Below are 20447 nucleotides of genomic sequence, written 5' to 3'. Positions count from 1 at the left end.
AATAAAATTATTTGACATAAATAATATTAGATGCTATCATAGTATAAAATTTAAACTCAACAGAGAGAAGAGTAACTTGTTGGACTGATTACAGAGAGCTTCGTTTGGTGAAAGAAGTAGAAGAAAAATAAGTGAACATGGTCTTTCTCGAGTGCTTGTCGATATTTAGATGAGTACGGGCTCGCCCGTTATAGCGATAGAGTATGCTAGTACTTGAAGAGTCCCTTATTGCGAGATAAGGGAGAATTAAGGTGGTAACACGAAGCTTTCGTCCTTATGGGACGGGAGCTTTTTTTATTTTATAAAGCCTAAAAATTTAAAATTACTCACAAGTACAAATTTTATAGAAGAGAGGAATAAAAAATGCCCTTAATAATACCTAAAGATTTAATAGTTGAAGAAGTTTTAGAGAGAGAAAATATTTTTACAATGAGAGATTCATCTGCCAAGGAGCAGGACATAAGACCCCTTAGCATTGCAATTGTAAATTTAATGCCTAAAAAGGAAGAGACAGAGCTTCAACTTTTGAGAATGTTATCTAACACAGCCCTTCAAATAAATATTGACCTTGTGAGAATGGAGTCCTACAATCCAACAAATAGCGATTTAAAAAGACTAAGAGCCTTCTACAAAACCTATGAAGATATTAAGCACAAGAAGTACGACGCAATGATAATAACTGGAGCCCCAATTGAAACTATTGCCTATGAAGAAATTAAATATTGGGACGAACTAAAGACAATTTTTGAATTTGCCAAGGAAAATGTCTACTCCACAATGTTTATATGCTGGTCAGCCCAAGCAGCCCTCTATCACTATTACAAGATTGACCACAAGGTGTCTGATGGAAAAATATTTGGCGTCTTTGAATTTGACAAGCTAAAGGACAATAAAATCGTCAAGGGTTTTGACGACACATTTTTAGTTCCAACATCAAGGCACACTTATGTTAAGGCAGAAGACCTAGAGGACATAGAAGACTTAGAAGTCCTTGCAGCAAGACCTGACACTGGAGTTTCCCTTGCCACTACAAAGGACAACCGCTTTGTATTTAACTTTGGTCACTGGGAATATGACAAGGACACCCTACACAGTGAATACATTAGAGATATTTCTCAGGGCAAGAAAATTGCCCCACCACAAAATTATTATGAGGACAATGACCCTAAGAAGGAAATAAAAATTAGGTGGAGGTCTGCAGGAAACTTGTTCTTCTCCAACTGGCTAAACTACTGCGTATATCAAGAGACACCTTTTGCCATTGAAACAATAGAAGGCAAGTCTGTTTCAAAGTTTGGCGGCAGCTCCTTAAAGGACGCGGGACAATTTGCCAAGGTGAAAAAAATTATTTTCTCCAAGGAAGACAGAGATGTAATTGTAGTTTCTGCACCGGGAAGAAGATTTAAAGAAGACACAAAGGTCACAGATGAATTAATTTCTCTATCTGATAAAAATTCAAAAATTGAGAACCTTGAAAAAATTATAAAGTCTCTTGAAGAAGAGCTTGCTGCCCAAAGAGCCTATAGGGACACCCAACTGGAAAAAATTGAAAAAAGATTTTCTGACATTGCAGTGGATTTGAAACTTGAAGAATTTTGGGACGATGAACTAAAATTTGTCTTTGACCAGATAAAAAATTCAAATAACAAGGACTTCATCGTCAGCAGGGGCGAGTTTTTAAATGCAAAACTTTTGTCAAAATATTTAGATTACGACTTTATAGACGCCAAGGACATAATAATTTTTGACGAGGAAGGTCAAGTTGATTTAAAAAAATCAAGAGAGTCAATAAGAATCCACATTGGCGACAACCAAAAGGCAGTGGTACCGGGATTTTATGGCAGCGACAACAATGGCGACATTGTAACTTTCACAAGGGGCGGCAGCGACTACACAGGAAGCCTTATAGCCTACGCGCTGGACTCCAAGGTCTACGAAAACTGGACTGATGTAAATGGAATAATGACATCAGACCCCAATAAGGATCCTGATGCAAAGACAATTGACAAGCTAAATTTTAAGGAGCTAAAGGAAATAATAGATAAGGGGGCCCAGGTCTACCAAGGCGATGCCATAAGGCCCGTTGAAGAAAAAAATATTACCATAAAAATTTTAAACACAAATAATCCTAGAAATCATGGAACAGTTATTAAAGACTAAAAAAAGGAGCCAGAGTGTAAAAACTTTGGCTCCTTTTAAAATAAAAGGCTGGCTCCAGCAAGCCTTTTTAAAAATTATAGAGATTCTGCAATTTTTTCTGTCAAATCAATAACTCTTTCAGTGTAACCCCATTCGTTGTCGTACCAAGAAATTAATTTAACCATTTTTCCGTTAACTGTTGTAAGAAGTGAATCGAAAATAGAAGAGTGAGTGTTGCCTATGATGTCAGATGAAACAAGTTCGTCTTCAGAATATTCAAGGATGCCCTTTAATTCATTTTCAGCTGCCTTTTTCATTGCTGCATTGATTTCTTCAACAGTAGCTTCCTTTTCAAGTTCAAAAGTAACATCAACAAGAGAGCCAGTTGGAACAGGAACTCTTAGGGCAAAGCCAGTTAAAATTCCGTCAACTTCTGGAATAACTTTTCCAACAGCCTTAGCTGCACCAGTTGAAGTAGGAATAATATTTTCAGCACCCATTCTTGCACGACGCATGTCCTTTTTGTGAACGCCATCGTGAATATTTTGGTCATTAGTGTAGGCGTGAACTGTGGACATAAGTCCCTTCTTGATGCCAAAGTTTTCTAAAATAACTTTTGTAACTGGAGCAAGACAGTTTGTAGTACAGGATGCGTTGGAAATAATGTCGTGGGCAGCTGGATCATACTTGTCGTCGTTAACTCCCATTACAACAGTAAGCATGTCGCCCTTGCCTGGAGAAGTTAAGACAACTTTTTTTGCTCCACTTGTTAGATGTCCTCTAGCCTTGTCTTCATCTTTGAAGGCACCTGAAGAGTCAATAACAATGTCAACGCCAAGTTCCTTCCAATTCATTTGGTCTGGAGTTTTTGATTCAACAAAAGTAACTTTCTTTCCATTGATAATCATTCCGTCATCAGTAAATTCAATTTCGCCAGGGAATCTTCTATAAATAGAATCAAATTTAAATAGGTGAGTTCTTTCCTTTAAAGTTTTGTCTAAGTTTCTAACGGCTACATGAGTAACTTCGAAGTTACAATCATCTCTTAGAGCCCAAATTCTAAGAGCATCTCTGCCAATTCTTCCAAATCCCATTATGCCAACATTTTTTTTCATAAAAACCTCCGTAATCATTGCATTCTTATATTCATTATAACACAAGTAGAAAAAAGTGAAATTCAAAAATTATTGTGATAATATAGGTAAAAAGGAAGTGGCGATATGAATAGTGGAATAAGTAGAGAAGATGGCCTAAAACTTTTAAAGGAATACAACAAGGAAGACTTTCACATAAGACATGCCCTAACTCTTGAAAGTGTAATGGGATATTTTGCAGAAGAATTTGACAAGGACAATGTGGACTTTTGGAAAATGGCAGGCCTCCTTCACGATGTTGATTATGAAAAATATCCTGAAGAGCATTTGAAAAATACCCCAGAAATTTTAAAGGGAGCAGGTGGAAGTGATGAACTAGTCCACGCAATTTTATCTCACGGTCACGGTCTTTGTTCAAGCGTTGAGCCAGAGCTTTTTATGGAGAAGGTCCTTTTTGCAGTAGATGAGCTTACAGGTTTAATCTACGCTGCATCTCTTATGAGACCCTCTAAGAGCACCAAGGACATGAATTTAAAAAGTGTGAAGAAAAAATTTAAGGACAAAAAATTTGCTGAAGGCTGTTCTCGTGATGTTATAAAAAAAGGAGCAGAAAATTTAGGCTGGGAACTTGATGAATTAATAGAAAAAACTCTTCTTGCAATGCAAGATAGGGAAGATTTAATTGAAAATTCTCTAAAAAATGAGCTAAGCTCTTAAAAAATTGCCAAAAATCGTCAAAAATCGTATAAATTCGTTGATAAGAATGGCTTGCTGTGTTAGAATTTATATGTTATAGAAATTTAAGGGAGGTAGTTGTTTGCAAACTTTATTATCTATTATAATTATTATTTCAAGCATTATTATAATAGCTGTAGTGGCACAAATGGAATCAGATCAAGCTGGTCTTGGAACTCTTCAAGGTGAAGAAACTACTATGTGGGGCTCACATAAAGGTTCTAGTAAAAAAGACATCCAAAATAAAATTGTAATGATTTCAAGCATCGTTTTTGCACTTGCACTTATTATTTTAGCTGCAATTTAATTAAAATTAGGGAGGGAATAGAAATGATATTTTTTCTACTTCCTGTAGTGGTCTTTATTGCAATTGTATTTTTATTAGCAGCCATTTTATAAATACTTGCAATTAAAATTTAAGGAGGATTATAATGAATACTTTATATTTAGCTCCTATAGTCGGCGTTTTGGCACTACTATTTGCTTTTTACAAGGCAAGCTTTGTGTCAAAACAAGATGCCGGAAATGAAAGAATGAAGGAAATTTCTTCTTACATTTCAGAAGGAGCTATGGCATTTTTAACAAGGGAATATAAGGCTCTTGTTGTTTTTGTCATTGTACTTGCAATTATCTTGGCAGTAGGACTTAAATCAATTCCAACTGCTATTTGTTTCGTTGTTGGAGCTATCTTTTCAGTAGCTGCTGGTTATGTTGGTATGAAAGTTGCCACAAAGGCAAATGTTAGAACAACTAATGCAGCATGGAAGGGTGGACTAGGTAAAGCACTTGACGTTGCCTTTTCAGGTGGAGTTGTAATGGGAATGTGCGTTGTTGGTCTAGGAATCATTGGTATTACTTGCGCATACTTCTTTACAGATGGACAAACTGAAATTATTACAGGATTTTCACTTGGAGCATCTTCTATTGCACTTTTCGCAAGAGTAGGTGGAGGTATCTACACTAAGGCAGCCGACGTTGGAGCTGACCTTGTAGGTAAGGTTGAAGCTGGTATCCCAGAAGACGACCCAAGAAACCCTGCAGTTATTGCTGATAACGTAGGAGATAACGTTGGGGACGTAGCTGGAATGGGCGCTGACTTATTTGAATCTTATGTAGGAGCTCTTCTATCAGTTATCACTCTTGGAGTAGTAGCTTATGGAGAAGATGGAGTTAAATTTGGTCTTCTTGTTGCAACAGTTGGTATTTTAGCATCAATTGTAGCAGCTTTCTTTGTAAAGGGAGACAAGAACCCACAAAAGGCTCTTAACGCAGGAGAATATGTAGCAGCAGCTGTTACTATGGTTGCTTCAGCTATTTTATCAAATGTAATTTTCGGAAGCTTTGCACCTTTTGCACCAGTAATTATTGGTATTGCAGTTGGTCTAATTATTTCTAAATTCACAGAATATTACACAGCTGATGACTATGCACCAGTAAAGAGAATTGGTGCAGAATCACAAACTGGAGCTTCTACAAATATTATTGCTGGACTTTCTGTTGGTATGATGTCAACAGTTGGACCAATTATTGTTATCGCTATTGGAATTATAGCATCCTTCCTTGGAGCTGGCGGAAGCGCAGATCCAGTTATTGGACTTTACGGAATTTCACTAGCAGCTGTTGGTATGCTTTCAACAACTGGTATGACAATTGCCGTAGATGCTTACGGACCAATCGCTGATAACGCTGGTGGTATTGCAGAAATGTGCGACCTACCAGAAGACGTTCGTGAAATCACAGACTCACTTGACTCTGTTGGTAATACAACAGCAGCAATAGGAAAGGGATTTGCAATTGGATCAGCAGCACTTACTGCCCTTGCACTTTTCGTTTCTTATATCAACGCAACTGGACTAAGTGGAATTGATATTTCTAAGCCAGAAGTTATAGCTGCAACATTCGTTGGTGGTATGCTACCATTTGCCTTCTCTGCACTAACAATGTCAGCAGTAGGTAATGCAGCATCAGAAATGATCGACGAAGTAAGAAGACAATTTAAAGAAATACCTGGCATCATGGAAGGCACAGGAACTCCTGACTATGCAAGATGTGTAGACATCTCAACAGGAGCAGCCCTAAAGCAAATGATTATACCAGGACTTATAGCAGTAATAGTTCCAGTACTAGTAGGAATACTACTTGGAACAGAAGCCCTAGGTGGACTTCAAGCAGGAGCTCTTGTAACAGGCGTACTAATGGCAATCTTTATGTCAAACGCTGGTGGAGCTTGGGACAATGCAAAGAAATACATTGAAGGTGGAGCACACGGTGGCAAGGGTTCAGAAGCTCACAAGGCAGCTGTAACTGGAGATACTGTTGGTGACCCATTCAAAGATACATCAGGACCTTCTCTTAATATTCTAATTAAACTTATTACTGTTGTATCCCTTGTATTTGCACCACTATTTGTTGCATACGGCGGAGTTTTCCTATAAAAAATAAATCTGTTAGAGAGAAATCTCTAGCAGATTTTTTATTGCAAACAAGACTAAATTTTTAAAAACTCTGTCGGGACCCTTACCTGGCAGAGTTTTTTAATTGAAAAAACCACTAGCCTTAGCCAGTGGTTGTGGTAAAATTTTAGCAATCTGTTGGGTCCAGTAGGTTGTTTAATGTCTTTACATGAATTCCCGTTGCATTCTTTGGAAGGTAGCCTGATTTTTTATTTCTATAGGCTGTTGCTGCTATGTCTAGGTGGACCCAAGGCGTGCCTTCTTTTACAAATTCGCCAACAAATAGTCCTGCTGTAACAGAGCCTGCATCTCTACCTGAAGTGTTCTTTATATCTGCAACTTCTGACTTGTTTAATTTTTTGTAGTCCTCATCATAAGGGAAGACCCAAATTTTTTCACCAGATAATTTTCCAGCTTTAAGGACTTCCTTGTAGAAGTCTTGGTTATTTGTAACAGCACCTGTGTAAACTTCTCCAAGGGCAATTGTAACTGCGCCAGTAAGCGTAGCAAGGTCAATTATTTTTTCTGCACCAAGATCATTTGTGGCATAGTGGACTGCATCGGCAAGGGTAATTCTTCCTTCGGCGTCAGTGTTTGCCACTTCAATTGTAAGCCCCTTCATGGAGTCAATTACATCGCCAGACTTGTAAGATGCGCCTGAAATCATATTTTCGCAAGCGGCAACTACTCCCACAACATTTACCTTGGCCTTGTTCTTTGCAAGGGCATAGATTGTACCAATAACTGTGCCTGCACCACCCATGTCGCAGTGCATATAGTTCATGCCGGCAGGTGTTTTTATGTTGTAGCCACCAGAATCGTAAGTTAGTCCCTTGCCAACTAGGGCAATTTTTTCTGCCTCAGCATTTTTATATTCCATTACAATAAGTCTTGGACGGTTACTTGCGCCTGCTGCCACTCTTAAAAAGGCCTTCATGCCAATTTTTTCGATTTCATCTTCTTCATAAACCCTTACCTTTACGCCAAGCTTTTCTAATTTTTCTACTGCAATATTAGCAAGGCTCTCTGGATAAATTATATTGGCCCTTTCATTTACAAGGTCTCTTGCAAGGAAAACTCCATCCATAATATTTTCCATTTTATCTAGGCCGGCACGAAGTTTTTCTTCAGGTCCCTTAAAGGCAGAGTAGTTCACTGTAAGTTCAAAGTCAGCCTTTTTTTCTTTAACATCAGTTTTTTTAGTGAATTCATATTCACCTTGGCGAAGACCTTCGTAGGCTGCCATAATAGTTTTTCTGTTGCACATACCAAGGTCTGGCATTTTAATCTCAACTTCATGTTCTTCATTGTCTCTTAAAATATTTCCAAGCTCAAAGAAAAGATTTCTCACATCTTCTAGGTCAAGTTCATCTTCTCCTAGGCCCATAAAAATTTCTGATTCTTCAAGAAAACTAGGAAGATAAAGAGATTCCTTAAACTTATATGAAAATTTTTTCTTTTCAAGATATTCCTTAATCTCTTCTGGAAGTTCCCCATCTTTTTTTACAAAGTGGACTTTGAGTCCCCCTTCTTTATACAAATTAAATTTAATCATATTTCACCTCTACCTTAATTATACATGAGATTTGCAAAAGGTCTAATCTAAATAATTAAAGATAAGAGGAAAATATACTTAACACATCACTGTTTTTTCGGGATAAATTATGATATTATTAAATTATAAAATAATAGCATCAATTTAGTTGATAACGCTGGATTGGTGTTTTTTTGGGTGGTGTTTTAATGGGTAAAGAATTAAAAGCTTCAATAATGTTATTTATCACATCAATAATTTGGGGACTTGCCTTTGTGGCACAAGCCCAGGGCATGGAACACATAGGACCCTTTACTTTTACAGCTGCAAGGTCTGTTGTAGCTATAATATTTTTGTACCTAACCTATGTGTTTTTTAATAAAACATCAAAAACCTATAGAGAGCAAAAATTTGACATGAAAAGAACCATAAGGGGTGGAATTCTTTGTGGACTTGTCTTTACTTTTGGCATTAATTTTCAACAATTTGGTCTTGTCTATACAACTGCAGGCAAGGCAAGTTTTCTCACTGCACTTTATATAGTTTTTATTCCAATAATTGGACTCTTTTATGGAAAGAAAATAAATAAAAAACTTCAAATGTGTATAGTTCTTGCCATGATTGGAACTTATCTCATGTCAGTAAAGGGAAGCCTTAGCATGAATATTGGCGATTTGATTACAATTTTTGGTTCAATTGTTTTTGCTATTCACATTTTAATGCTATCAGAGTTTTCCAAGGACACTAATGCAGTTTTAGTTTCCTTAATTCAATTTGCAGTTTGTGGATTTTTCTCCCTAATAGCTGCTCTTATTTTTGAGGGAATAGATATGAGTGCAATTTTAAAGTCCTACCTACCTATTTTGTATGTGGGGATCTTGTCATCAGGCGTTGGATTTACAATTCAGCTAATGGCACTAAAGGAACTGGACCCAGTTGTTGCCTCTATGATCTCCTCCCTTGAATCAGTTTTTGGAGCAGTCTTTGGCTGGCTCATTCTTTCACAAAGCATGAGTGAGAGAGAAATTATTGGTGGAATAATTATTTTTGTGGCAACACTTATTGCCCAACTGCCAATAGAAGTTTTTTTGCAGAAAAAACTGGAAGGACGCTAAAATTTTTCACAAGAATTTTATATTAATTAAAATAGATTTCACATTTATGATATACAATCTTTGAGAGGTGAAGATATGTCACTATTTGAAAAAATTTTCCAAAAGGCTGGTAAGAAGATAATTACCATTGACGGAGAGTATGGCAGCGGTGCTAACGAAATTGCAAAAAAAGTTGCCGAAAAATTAAACTATGAACTATACGACGAAAAGTTAATTGAGCTCATGAGCCTTGAAGGAAAGGTAAAACCTGATGAGATAAAGAAAGACGATTCCTTCTTGCAGGGAACTATTTACGACTTATATAGGCAAAATTATTCCTACTCCCAAGAGGACATTGCAACAAATGATGCAGCCTTTCTCTTGGACTCAAGGACTATAAGAGAAATTGCAAAAAATAAAAAGGCAATAATCTTTGGCAAGTGCGGAGACTTTGTCTTGGAAGATTTCCCAAAGTTATCTGTATTTATTTATGCATCTCAAGAATTTAAGGAAGAGAGAATTTTAAATACTTACAAGGTAAAAGAAGACAAGCTCCAGCTAAAGCTTGAGCGTGAAAACAACAGAAGAGCCAACCATTACGGCAGAAACACTGGAAAAGTTTGGGGCGACAGAGCAAATTACGACCTCTTAATAAATTCATCTGCCTTTGACTTCGAAAGCGTGGCAAATTTAATTGTAGATATGTCACAAAATAAAAAATAAGATCCTGACGAGAGTCGGGATTTTTTTATTGGAAAAATTTATAAAAAATTTACACTATCTTTAAATAAAATATATATTTCATAGAAAAATACTTTGTAAAATAAAGGTAAAAGTTAAAAATTTGAAAATTAGCATACTTGCAACCATGAGTTTACAAATTGACAAGCACTATTTATGGCTTGCCACCATAAATTTTTATAAAATTTACTCAGAAAAGGAGGTAAGGCTATGATTTTAGCAGACAAAATTATAAATCTTAGAAAGAAAAATTCTTGGTCACAAGAAGAACTTGCAGAAAAACTTGGCGTAAGCAGACAATCTATTTCAAAGTACGAAGGGGCACAATCCATTCCCGACATGGATAAAATTTTAAAGCTCAGCAAAATTTTTGGCGTGACTACAGATTATCTCATCAAGGATGAAATAGAAGACCCAGAATTTTTAGATGAGGACTATGAAGAAAGCAAGACGAGAAAAGTTTCCATGGAGATGGCAAGTGATTATTTAGCCTTAAAGGAAATTTCAGCAAAAAACCTTGCTCTTGGAGTTTCTCTTTGTATAATATCTCCAATATTTTTAGTAATTTCATCAGTAGCCTATGAAAAAAAACTTTTATCTGTTCCAGAAAATGTAGTTGATGGAGTTTCTCTTACAGTATTATTTTTATTTATAATAGCTGCAGTTGGAATTTTTGTAAGGGAAGGAATGCTTTTAAAAAAATATGAATTTATAGAAAGTGAAGCCATTGATACTGATTATGGAGTTGATGGCATGGCGAGGGATAGAATGGAAAAGTTTCACGATTCTTTTGTCAAGAACAACATAATTGGCATCTTACTTATAGTTGCCTCAGTCCTTCCACTTTTTATTGGCATGATTTTTTCAGCTGAAGACATGGTTATGGCAATATCAACGGCCTTTTTATTGGCACTTGTTGCCCTTGGAGTAAATTTTTTGCTGAGAGCCAATATTCCTATGAGTGCCTTAAAAGCACTTTTGGAAGAGGAGGACTTCACTAGAGCAAGCAAGGAGCTTAAGAAGAAGGCTGATCCCCTTATAAGTGCCTATTGGATTCTCATGGTGGCAATTTATCTTGGATATTCCTTTGCCACAAATAATTGGGACAGGTCTTGGATAATATGGCCAGTGGCAGGCGTCTCCTATGTTTTATATTATTTAATTCTAAAATTTTTCTTGGAAAATAATTTTAAAAAATAAAATTTTGAAAATAGATTTCACACCTTTGAGATCTATTTTTTTTGTTATTCTTTATTCTTTGGGTATAAAATATTTATAAGGAAAAGATGGTGATAAAATGAAGGAATTAATTATTTCAAAAGTTATAAATAAGCTGGGCGTGATTTATTTAAATAGACCTGAAAAATTAAATGCCCTAAATTTTGAAATGATAATAAAAATTAGAGAGATTTTAGAAAAATGGGAAGATGATGATAAGATTAGGGCAGTTTTATTTGACAGCTTAAGTGAAAAGTCCTTTTGTGCTGGTGGAGATTTAAAGGACCTTTACAACAACTATATTAATAATGACTCTTGCCAGGAAAAAGATGAGTTTTTCGCCACAGAATTTGAGCTAGATAAGTATATTGCCTCCTACAAAAAACCAATAGTAAGCAATTGGAGGGGCATAGTCATGGGCGGCGGTCTCGGCCTCAGCATAAACTCCGACTATATAATTTGCCATGACTCTGTAAACTGGGCCATGCCAGAAACTGGTCTCGGCTTTGTGCCAGATGTTGGTGTGGGAAAATTTATCTCTAAACTTCCAAGAGCCTTGGGTCATTATGTGGGCCTTCTTGGAAGAAGCCTCGAAGTTTCAGATTTAATTAAATATGATTTTGCCAATGTCTATATAAATTCAGAGGATTATGAAAAAATAATTGAAAAACTTTTTGAGTTTTCAGAAATTTATGAGGGAGAAGAATTAATTGAAAAATTAAAAATCTATGGCGAGAAATATAATTTGCCCTTAAAAGAAACTTTTGTAGATAAAAATTTTGACAAAATCGAAAAATATTTTAATAAGGATAGCCTAGAAGAAATTTATAGGGCTTTAGAAGAAAATCTTGAAGATGAATTTGCAAGAGAAATCTATGATGACTTAAAGTCCAGGTCACAGTTTATGCTTGCAGTCCAATTTGAAAAATATTTCCATGGCAAAAATTTGACCTACCATGAAACTGTGGACCTTGGCCTAAAAATTTTAAACTATGCAGTAAAAACTGGAGACATGAAAGAGGGCATTAGGTCAAGGGTAATAGATAAGGATTATTTGCCAAAGTGGTCAGTAGCTTCACTTGACCATGTAGATATGGAAGAAGTAAAAAAATTATTAGAAGTAGAAAAATAAAAAAATATTCTTAAAAGATACTATTTTAAAACAGTCATTGAATTAAAGTAGTATCTTTTAAAATTAAAAGATAAGGATATCTAAAAAGACAGATAAAGCGAGGATATATTAAAGAAAAACATTTATCCAATCGCAATAAAATTAAAAATATTTTAATGAAGAAGGATTATTAAAAAAAGAAAGATAAAATAATAAACAAAATCAAGTGACAAATACTATGATTTAAGTATATGTAGAAATACTAGAAAGTTTTTATTTACAAACTTCTTTGTCTTATATAAGTAGGAAAAACTTATAGATTTTTACTAATTTTTGTAAGCGCGTTTCTCTTATTATTTAAGGAGGAAAAATGAAAAAAATAAATGAAAAACCTTGTAATGGAATGAGTAAGTTGTCACTAGGTTTTGTTTCTTGCCTTTTAGGCTTTTCTTTAATGCTAGGTTCAGTACCAGGACAAGCCTATGCAAGTTCAGTTAAAAATTATACGCAAATAGCCTTAAAGTCTGACAAGACCAATAAAGAAAGAGAAGAAAGTCAAAGACCAGGTACAGGTGGCGAAGATCAAAATGCAAATGAGAAGTTTGCAGCAAGGGTTAAAAAGGCCAAGGAAGAATTGAAAGTCTATTTAGATACAATGGACGATAAAGTTCTTGATAATGAAGCAATAGAATATGGTGACAATCAAGTAAAATCTCAAATTAAAAACTCTATAGCTAGGGCAAAAGAATTATTAGCAAAAGATTCTAATTCAATAAGTGAAGAAGAAGTGGCAGAAATTGAAGCAATGCCATTTAAAAAAGTTGATGGTAAAAAATCTGGCTTATTTAGAGATTATACTAAAAAAGCCCTTGTTAACTTTGAGGTTTCTGGAGATAGGGATAAGTTAAACCCACATAACAATAAAAAATATGTTGCCCTTAAGGACAATAAAATAAGAATTAAATCTACTTTAAAAGATGCAGGAAAGATTGGAGAAAATGAAAAATTCTTCTTCAAGCTTAACTATGTAACTGTAGATGATTTTAATGCTATGAAACCTTCGAAGGAAGTAGATATAACTTCAACAGCTACACCTAAATACAAAAAACAAGAGCTTCCAAGAGAGGACTACTCTGTTAAGGCTGTGGATGGTGGTTATGAAATTGTAATAACTAAATTGCCAGACAAGGCAAAATATATTAAACCTATTGTATTAGTTAAGTTTGCAGAGAAAACTTATTTTGAAAATGGTGACATGGTAGAAGTTACTGAAAGCGCAATAGAAGATGCTCCAAATGAAAAACCTAAATCAAAACATGGAGCCTATATTTTTGGCTACGGTGACAAGAGTTTCCGTCCTGAGGGAAAGATAAGTCGTGCTGAAGCAGCTTCTATGATAGGAGTCTTGGCTGGATTAGACTTAGACAATAAGGACAAGCCTAACTTCAAAGACACACCTAATGGATGGTATAATGCAGCCATAAATGCTATGGTTAAAAACAACTTGATGTTCGCAGACGAGAATGGCAACTTTAGACCTAATGAGCCAATAACTAGGGCAGAATTTGCTAGAGCCATAGCTGGCATTGATAAGAAGAACAACAAGACCGCTCCTTTTGCAGATATCAAGGGTCACAAATTTGAAGATGCAATCAATCAAGTTTATGGTAATGGACACATTGTTGGCTATCCAGATGGAAGTTTTAAACCAGATGGTGTTATTACTAGGGCAGAAGCCGTTACAATTTTAAACCACTATGATGGTCGTTCTATTAACAAAAAAGATTTAGAAAAGATTATTAAGGACTTTAATAGTTTCACTGATGTCAAAGAAAATCACTGGGCCTATGTTCAAATTTTCTTGGCAGCAAATGATTATCAAGAAATTTTAAATTCCTTGGCTAAGAAGAATTAAAAATTACTAAATTATCTTCATTTTCTCAAAAATGGATGCAGTCTTTACTGTGTCCATTTTTTTATATAAATTTATATTGTAGGCTAAAAAAGAATTATAAAATGGAAATTCTTTATCCTATTTGCATCTTTTGATATTCTTAAGTGCAAAAATTTTTTATTTCATTATGTTTTTTAAAATGAACAAAATTTGATATAATATAATACTGTAATTGTAGTTAAAAAATTATTTTCGGGTAAGATGAATGGAAGATGGCCGTTGAAAACTTTAAAGATATGTGAAAAATTTTATAATACCAAGGAGATTAGCTTTGAAGATTTTTCCCACCTAATGAATTTGGATAAAGTTGAAGCCGAAGATTTATATGCCTTTGCAAGAGACCTAGCAGTAAAAAACTTTGGCCGAGAGATTTACATTAGGGGCCTAATAGAAATTTCCACTTATTGCAAAAACAATTGTTACTATTGTGGTCTTAGGTTGGCCAACAAAAATACCAAGAGGCTTAGGTTGTCTAAGGAAGAAATCTTGGACCTTGCCAGCCACTCAGTGGACCTGGGGATAAAAACCATTGTCATGCAGGGTGGCGAAGATGACTTTTATAGCCTTGATTACTTAAAAGAAATTATTTATCATATCAAAGAAAAGTTTCCTGATGTTGCCATAACACTTTCTCTTGGTGAAAGAGATTTTCAGGACTTTGAGGCCTTGAAAAATATGGGGGCTGACAGGTACCTATTGCGGCATGAAACCTATTCCAAGTCTCACTACCAAAGGCTTCATCCAAGCTCTATGAAGTTTGAAAACAGGATTGATTCCATTCTAAAATTAAAGGACTTGGGCTTTCAAACAGGTTGTGGCATGATGGTGGGTTCACCTTATCAAAGGATTGAAAATTTATATGAGGATTTAAAATTTATTTTAAAATTAAGACCTCAGATGGTGGGAATTGGACCCTTCATACCCCAACATGACACTCCTTTCAGGGACTTTGAAGGCGGCAAGTTAGAAGATGTTCTTAAAATTTTATCCATTGTAAGGATTGCTGACGAGAAACTTCTCTTGCCATCAACAACTGCCCTGGGAAGTATTGACGAATTTGGACGAGAAAAGGGAATTTTGGCAGGGGCCAATGTTTTAATGCCCAATGTTGGGGCAGAGAAACTTAGAAAAAATTATAAGCTTTACGACAATAAAATCGGTACAGAAGTTCAAAACTCTGACGACTTTATGGGACTAGAGAAAAAACTAGAGAAAATTGGATATAAGATTTCCAAATCTAGAGGAGATTATAAGTAAGGATTAAGGGATAGTGAAGAAATTGTACAAGCTAGATTCAAAAATTGCAGATGAATTTATAAACCATCAAGAGATCTTAGACACTCTTGACTATGCAGAAAAAAACAAGAATAATAAGGACCTCTTAGATGAAGTTCTTGAAAAGGCAAAGAAGGAAAAGGGATTAAACCACAGAGAGGCGGCTTTACTTCTACTTGCTGAAGACAAGTCTTACCAAGAAGAAATTTATAAGCTTGCAAAGAAAATTAAGGAAGACCACTACGGCAACAGGATTGTTTTGTTTGCCCCCCTTTATCTTTCAAACTATTGTATTAATGGTTGTGTTTATTGCCCTTACCATGCAAAAAATAAATCAATTAGAAGAAAAAAATTATCTCAAGAAGAAATTAAAAGTGAAGTTATAGCCCTTCAAGACATGGGCCACAAGAGACTTGCCCTTGAACTTGGTGAAGACCCTGTGAACAATACAATGGAATATATTTTGGAATCCATTAAGACAATTTATTCTATTAAACATGAAAATGGTCAAATAAGAAGGGTCAACATAAATATTGCTGCTACTACTGTGGAAAATTATAAAAAATTAAAGAATGCAGAAATTGGAACCTACATCCTCTTCCAAGAAACCTACAACAAGAAGTCCTATGAAGAACTTCACCCAACAGGACCAAAGCATAATTACGCCTACCACACTGAAGCCATGGATAGGGCCATGGAAGCTGGCATCGACGACGTTGGGATTGGAGTTTTATTTGGATTAGAAACTTATAAGTATGAATTAGTTGGACTCTTAATGCACGCAGAACACTTAGAAGCAAGATTTGGAGTTGGACCTCACACAATTTCTGTTCCAAGAATCCAACCTGCCGATGACATTGATCCAAGTGATTTTAAAAATGAACTTGCTGATGATATTTTTGAAAAACTAATTGCCCTAATTAGGGTTTCAGTACCTTACACTGGCATGATAATATCAACTAGAGAGTCACAAAAAGTTAGAGAACGCGCTCTTGAACTAGGTGTAAGTCAAATTTCTGGTGGATCAAGAACTTCTGTTGGTGGATATGTTGAGGAAGAATTAGAAGAAGATAACTCTGCTCAATTTGATGTTGCAGATAATAGGACCCTTGAAGAAGTTGTGGATTGGCTAATGGAACTTGGTTATATCCCAAGTTTTTGTACAGCCTGCTATAGGGAAGGAAGAACTGGCGACAGGTTCATGCAACTTTGCAAGTCAGGACAAATCTTAAATTGTTGTCAGCCTAATGCCCTTATGACTTTGAAGGAATACATGCTAGATTATGGAAATGAAAAGACAAGAGAACTTAGCGAAGACTTAATTGCAAGAGAACTTGAAAAAATTCCAAATGAAATTGTAAAGAAGAAGGCTAAAGAATATATAAGCGAAATGGAAGAAGTTGGAAAGAGAGACTTTAGATTTTAATGGAACTTAATAAGACAAATTCTGGTAACAGGATCCACATAGGATTTTTTGGAAAGGTAAATTCGGGCAAGAGCTCAATAATAAATGAATTTTCTGGCCGAGATATTTCCATTGTTTCAAACCAAGAGGGGACAACTACAGATCCAGTTTACAAGTCAATGGAGATTAAGAGCTTGGGGCCATGTCTTTTAATGGACACGCCAGGCATTGGAGACGAAACAGTCCTTGGACAAAAGAGGATGAAGAGAACTGACGAAGTTATATCGAAAACTGACATTGGAGTCCTAGTTGTATCAGATACCCAAACAGGACCTGAAAGGGAAATGCTAAAAAAATTTAAGGACACCCCAATCCTTCTTGTAATAAATAAAATTGACCTCTTATCAGAAGAAGAAATAAAAAAAATAAGAGAAGACTTTTCTTCTTATAAAATAGTGGAAGTTTCTGCCCTAAAAAAAATTGGCTTTGATAAGCTCTTAGAGGAACTCTTGAAATTTAAACCAAAGAAGGAAGAGAGACTTTTTGACGGCATGGTGGAAGAGAAGGACCTAGTCCTCTTAGTAATTCCCCAAGACATTGCAGCACCAAAAAACAGGATTATCCTTCCACAAGTTCAAACAATTCGTGAACTCCTTGATAGGAACGCCATGGTTTCCATGGTAAAGCTTGAAGAGCTTTCTGATATCCTAGGACTTTTAAATAAGAAGCCAGACCTAGTAGTTGCAGACTCCTCTGTCTTCTTAGAAGTTTATGAAAAAATCCCAAGAGATGTTAAGCTAACATCCTTCTCAGTCTTATTTGCAAAACTAAAGGGTGACATTGATGAATACATCAAGGGGGTAGAAGCTCTAAAAAAAATAAATGAGAATTCAAAAATATTAATAGCAGAGTGCTGCACCCATGCCCCAGCAGAAGAAGACATTGGAAGAATAAAAATTCCAAACATGATAAGAAAGAAAGTTGGCCAAGGCTTACAGGTTGATGTGAGTTCAGGTTCAGTCTTACCAGAAAATATTTTGGATTACGACCTAATAATCCAATGTGGCGGCTGCATGCTCAATGCAAAAAATATTAGGAGTAGAATCGAGAGTACAAAAGAAAAAAGCATCCCAATAACAAACTACGGAATAGTAATAGCATATTTCAAGGGGATACTGGATAAAATAAATTATTAAAGATAATTAATAATAAAGAGCTGTGGTGACACAGCTTCAGATTGATGATAAGGCAGGCAAAAAAGCCTGTTCTTTTAATATAATCAGCTAATTCAAAGAAAAAATTAGGAATACTGCTATATAAATTGAGTCCTAATAAAGATTTAACTTTGAATAAATTAATGGTTTTTTTAGCAAATACATTAAAATGCAAAAAACCCAGAAAATATTCCTGGGTTTTTCTACAATCTGAGGACATTCTATAAGGAATGCCCTTTTTTTGACCTTATTAATTTTTATTTTAGAGAATCGTCCCTTGTGACCTTAATTTTATATTCACTTAAAACAGTGTCAGACAAGAGGATTTCTTCTATTGCCTTCTTAGATTCTTCGTCAGCGTTCCTTAAGAGACCTCTCTTAATGGCAGTCTCTTCCACTTCTTTCTTTTGATCTTTGGAGAAATTGTTGTAGTCCTCAATGTCAATTCGATTAAAAATAGACTCTCTCTCGTCAAAAACCTTTAAGGAGTCCTCGTAAATTTCGTGGCTCAAAATTTTTGCCGGTGGAATTTTTATTTCAATACTTTTGCCCTCAAGGTCCACCTTCATTTTTTCCAGGTCAACGCCTGCACTTATGACTCCATCGTAGGAGACTATGAATTTTTTTGATGTAAAGGGAATTTTATAGCCGTAAAAAGTATTTTGATTTTCAAACTGTCCCATATTTGTGTAGTGATATTTTAATGTTGTAAGTTCCTTGGCGCCAACTAATTTATTAAAAATTAAAGTCGAAGTGATGTCTGGTTCCATTTCAGCTTTCATAGTTTTTTTGCCAGCAAAGAAAGTTGCAAAAAGTGCCACTGCAAGTAGAAGAACCAAAATTATTATTCTTTTAAATTTTTTCATTATACACCTCCATCATGGAAATAATTATAACATAAAATTTTCAATAAAAAGCTTCTTATGGACATTCTTTTCTGTTATAATCACAAATTCTTTGATATAATTAGTCTAAAAGATATGGAGGAAGATGTTAATGGACGATGGCGCCTTGTGGGCTAAGCTAATATTAATCGCAATACTTACAGGAATTAACGCATTTTTTGCCTCAGCAGAAATGGCAATGGTTTCAGTTAATAATAATAAAATAAAAGAATTGGCAGAAGAGGGAGACAAGAGGGCAAAGACCCTACTCGCCATCTCATCTGACCAAACGAGATTCTTGTCTACAATACAAGTTGCAATAACTCTAGCGGGATTTTTCTCATCTGGTTCTGCAGCTACAAGTATTTCACAAGTTTTTGGAGTCTACTTAAGTGACAGGGGCATACCTTATGGCTTTACAGTGTCCTTTATTTTAGTGACATTTTTACTATCTTATATAACACTTGTTTTTGGAGAACTTGTTCCAAAGAGAATAGCCCTTCAAAATTCAGAGAAAGTTGCACTGAAATCAAGTAATATAATTGCTTTTGCCTCAAAAATATTTTATCCCTTTGTAAAACTTTTGTCCTTCTCAACGGCATTAGTTTTAAAGATGATGGGCAAGTATTCTGAAGATGTTGAAGAAAAAATCTCTGAAGAAGAATTAAAATCCTATATAAAAGTTTCCACTCAGCAAGGAGTAATTAACTCAGCTGGTGAAGAGATGATAGTAAACATAATGGACTTTGACGACAAGTTGGCATACGAAATAATGACGCCAAGGACATCAATTTACATGGTGGACTATGACGAATTTAACACAGATACAGTTACAGAAATTCTAAAGATGGGCTACTCAAGGATGCCAGTCTTTAGAGAAAATACAGATAACATTCTGGGAACAGTTTACATCAAGGACCTTTTCGTAGAATATGCAAAAAATGATTATGAGTCCATTGACTTGGACAAGTGCATAAAGTCGCCTTACTTTGTGCCTGAAACAAAAAAAATCGATATGCTCTTAAAGGAACTTCAATCCTCAAAAAATTATGTGGCAATACTAATTGACGAGTACGGTGGATTTTCAGGCATGGTTACAGTGGAAGACATAGTAGAAGAAATCGTAGGCGAAATTGAAGACGAGTACGACAAGGAAAATCACTCCCTAGAAAAAATTTCTGACAACGAATATATAGTTGACGGGTCCATGGATATTGAAGACATAAACGATGAGCTGGGCACATCACTTTATTCAGAAAACCACGAGACAATCTCTGGGCTTATAATTGAAAAGCTGGGCTTTATTCCAGAAGAAAATGAAAAGAAAAAGCTTAACGTAAAGACTTCAGGCTGCATCTTGACAGAACTTGCAGTGGCAGACAAGAGAATAGTCAAGGCAAGCATCAAGGTCATACCAGAAGAACAAGAAGAGGCAAAGAGAGAGTACAAAGAATTTAATTCATAAAAATATAATTTATAAAATTAAAGGTCCGCGAGGGCTTTTATTTTTTTCTGCCAAAATAAAAATTGCAATAAAAAAGAAGTTTAGCCTGATCTTTTACAAGTTAAACTTCTTTTTCTTTTATCAATTTTAAT

At 35.3% G+C, this 20447-nt stretch carries 16 protein-coding genes; 13 read left to right on the top strand and 3 right to left on the bottom strand.

Annotated features, from left to right (window positions below; genetic code table 11):
• Window positions 1-363: 363 nt before the first annotated feature.
• The gene (locus WMO19_RS02195) at window positions 364-2160 is read left to right on the top strand and encodes a homoserine O-acetyltransferase/O-succinyltransferase family protein (RefSeq protein ID WP_349170023.1); all 1797 of its coding nucleotides are present in this window, start codon (window positions 364-366) and stop codon (window positions 2158-2160) included.
• A gap of 74 nt (window positions 2161-2234) precedes the next feature.
• On the opposite strand, the gene gap is transcribed toward WMO19_RS02195, so the two are convergent.
• Entirely contained in the window at window positions 2235-3254 is a 1020-nt protein-coding gene (gap, locus tag WMO19_RS02190) for a type I glyceraldehyde-3-phosphate dehydrogenase (RefSeq protein WP_349170022.1), read from the bottom strand.
• Between the two features lie 105 nt (window positions 3255-3359).
• Here gap and WMO19_RS02185 point away from each other — a divergent pair, with 105 nt between their 5' ends.
• The 3 genes from WMO19_RS02185 (at window position 3360) to WMO19_RS02175 (ending at window position 6403) form a co-directional block, all read left to right on the top strand.
• Window positions 3360-3950 carry an HD domain-containing protein gene (locus WMO19_RS02185; RefSeq protein ID WP_349170021.1) on the top strand — a complete coding sequence of 197 codons (591 nt, stop codon included), beginning with the start codon at window positions 3360-3362 and terminating at the stop codon, window positions 3948-3950.
• 100 nt (window positions 3951-4050) lie between these two features.
• Window positions 4051-4275 carry a preprotein translocase subunit SecG gene (locus tag WMO19_RS02180; RefSeq protein WP_070611808.1) on the top strand — a complete coding sequence of 75 codons (225 nt, stop codon included), beginning with the start codon at window positions 4051-4053 and terminating at the stop codon, window positions 4273-4275.
• A gap of 124 nt (window positions 4276-4399) precedes the next feature.
• The gene (locus WMO19_RS02175) at window positions 4400-6403 is read left to right on the top strand and encodes a sodium-translocating pyrophosphatase (RefSeq protein WP_349170020.1); all 2004 of its coding nucleotides are present in this window, start codon (window positions 4400-4402) and stop codon (window positions 6401-6403) included.
• A gap of 145 nt (window positions 6404-6548) precedes the next feature.
• On the opposite strand, the gene WMO19_RS02170 is transcribed toward WMO19_RS02175, so the two are convergent.
• The gene (locus WMO19_RS02170) at window positions 6549-7976 is read right to left on the bottom strand and encodes a leucyl aminopeptidase (RefSeq protein ID WP_349170019.1); all 1428 of its coding nucleotides are present in this window, start codon (window positions 7974-7976) and stop codon (window positions 6549-6551) included.
• A 188-nt stretch (window positions 7977-8164) separates the two neighbouring features.
• Here WMO19_RS02170 and WMO19_RS02165 point away from each other — a divergent pair, with 188 nt between their 5' ends.
• From WMO19_RS02165 to hydF, 8 genes are all read left to right on the top strand, one after another.
• On the top strand, window positions 8165-9070 hold the full coding sequence (locus WMO19_RS02165; RefSeq protein WP_349170018.1) for a DMT family transporter: 906 nt from the start codon (window positions 8165-8167) through the stop codon (window positions 9068-9070).
• Window positions 9071-9145: 75 nt separating this feature from the next.
• Window positions 9146-9772, top strand: a complete 627-nt coding sequence (locus WMO19_RS02160) for an AAA family ATPase (RefSeq protein ID WP_297392715.1) — start codon at window positions 9146-9148, stop codon at window positions 9770-9772.
• 228 nt (window positions 9773-10000) lie between these two features.
• Complete coding sequence (locus WMO19_RS02155) at window positions 10001-10990, top strand: helix-turn-helix domain-containing protein (RefSeq protein ID WP_349170017.1); 990 nt, start codon at window positions 10001-10003, stop codon at window positions 10988-10990.
• 97 nt (window positions 10991-11087) lie between these two features.
• Window positions 11088-12140 (top strand): enoyl-CoA hydratase/isomerase family protein, encoded by a 1053-nt coding sequence (locus WMO19_RS02150; RefSeq protein WP_349170016.1) that lies wholly within the window; start codon window positions 11088-11090, stop codon window positions 12138-12140.
• A 349-nt stretch (window positions 12141-12489) separates the two neighbouring features.
• Window positions 12490-14034 carry an S-layer homology domain-containing protein gene (locus WMO19_RS02145; protein ID WP_349170015.1) on the top strand — a complete coding sequence of 515 codons (1545 nt, stop codon included), beginning with the start codon at window positions 12490-12492 and terminating at the stop codon, window positions 14032-14034.
• A gap of 258 nt (window positions 14035-14292) precedes the next feature.
• On the top strand, window positions 14293-15330 hold the full coding sequence (gene hydE / locus WMO19_RS02140) for a [FeFe] hydrogenase H-cluster radical SAM maturase HydE (protein WP_349170014.1): 1038 nt from the start codon (window positions 14293-14295) through the stop codon (window positions 15328-15330).
• A gap of 22 nt (window positions 15331-15352) precedes the next feature.
• Window positions 15353-16774, top strand: coding sequence for a [FeFe] hydrogenase H-cluster radical SAM maturase HydG (gene hydG, locus WMO19_RS02135; RefSeq protein ID WP_349170070.1), 1422 nt, complete (start codon window positions 15353-15355; stop codon window positions 16772-16774).
• Window positions 16774-17949, top strand: coding sequence for a [FeFe] hydrogenase H-cluster maturation GTPase HydF (gene hydF / locus WMO19_RS02130; protein WP_349170013.1), 1176 nt, complete (start codon window positions 16774-16776; stop codon window positions 17947-17949). Before hydG ends, hydF begins: the two co-directional genes overlap by 1 nt.
• Before the next feature lie 275 nt (window positions 17950-18224).
• Here the strand turns inward: hydF and WMO19_RS02125 are convergent, their stop codons facing one another.
• Window positions 18225-18833, bottom strand: a complete 609-nt coding sequence (locus WMO19_RS02125) for a DUF4230 domain-containing protein (protein WP_349170012.1) — start codon at window positions 18831-18833, stop codon at window positions 18225-18227.
• Between the two features lie 130 nt (window positions 18834-18963).
• Here WMO19_RS02125 and WMO19_RS02120 point away from each other — a divergent pair, with 130 nt between their 5' ends.
• Complete coding sequence (locus WMO19_RS02120; protein ID WP_349170069.1) at window positions 18964-20316, top strand: hemolysin family protein; 1353 nt, start codon at window positions 18964-18966, stop codon at window positions 20314-20316.
• Window positions 20317-20447 lie beyond the last annotated feature (131 nt).

It is taken from the genome of Peptoniphilus hominis (ex Hitch et al. 2025), assembly GCF_040096015.1.
GTDB classification, from domain to species: Bacteria; Bacillota; Clostridia; order Tissierellales; family Peptoniphilaceae; genus Peptoniphilus_A; species Peptoniphilus_A hominis.
The sequence above is the reverse complement of the archived record's forward strand: the minus strand, read 5'-3'. Positions and strand labels throughout refer to the sequence as shown.